Source organism: Clavibacter lycopersici, assembly GCF_003576405.1.
Classification (GTDB): Bacteria; Actinomycetota; Actinomycetes; order Actinomycetales; family Microbacteriaceae; genus Clavibacter; species Clavibacter lycopersici.
Window position 1 is genome coordinate 1 of record NZ_QWGT01000518.1, and the last position, 557, is coordinate 557.

The 557-nt window shown below is 77.4% G+C and carries 1 protein-coding gene; it reads left to right on the forward strand.

Annotated features, from left to right (window positions below):
- A partial coding sequence (locus tag DZG00_RS16300) for a DbpA RNA binding domain-containing protein (RefSeq protein WP_199689849.1) occupies positions 1-355 on the forward strand: 355 nt, incomplete at its 5' end.
- Between the last annotated feature and the right edge of the window lie 202 nt (positions 356-557).

The following is a 557-nucleotide window of genomic DNA, read 5'->3' on the forward strand; positions in this document are numbered from 1 at the left end:
GGGCCGCGACGGCGACGACCGCGGCGAGCGTCGCGCCCGTCCCGCGCGCGGCAGCGGCAACATGGCGACGTACCGCATCGACGTCGGCCGCCGCCACCGCGTCGAGCCCCGCCAGATCGTCGGCGCGCTCGCCAACGAGGGCGGCTTCAGCCGCGAGGACTTCGGCCACATCGACATCCGCCCGGACTTCTCGCTCGTCGAGCTGCCCGCGGGACTGCCGCAGGACAAGATCGACCGGCTCGCGAGCACGGTCATCAACGGCCGGCCGATCGACATCCGCCCCGACCGCGGCGGCCCCCGCGCCACCGAGCGCGGTGCGGCACCGGAGCGTCGCGGGCGGAAGCCGCGCGACTGATCCGCCGATCGCCCTGACGGCCCGTCGCCTCCCCGGAGGCGGCGGGCCGTCGTCGCGTCCGGCCCGCCGGTAGCGTGGGCCGATGGATCCCGTCACCCTCCGCACCCCGCGCCTCACGCTCCGCCCGCCCGCCCTGGGCGATGTCGACGCGATCACGGCCGCCTGCCAGGACCCGGCGATCCGGCGGTACGTCCCCGTCCCC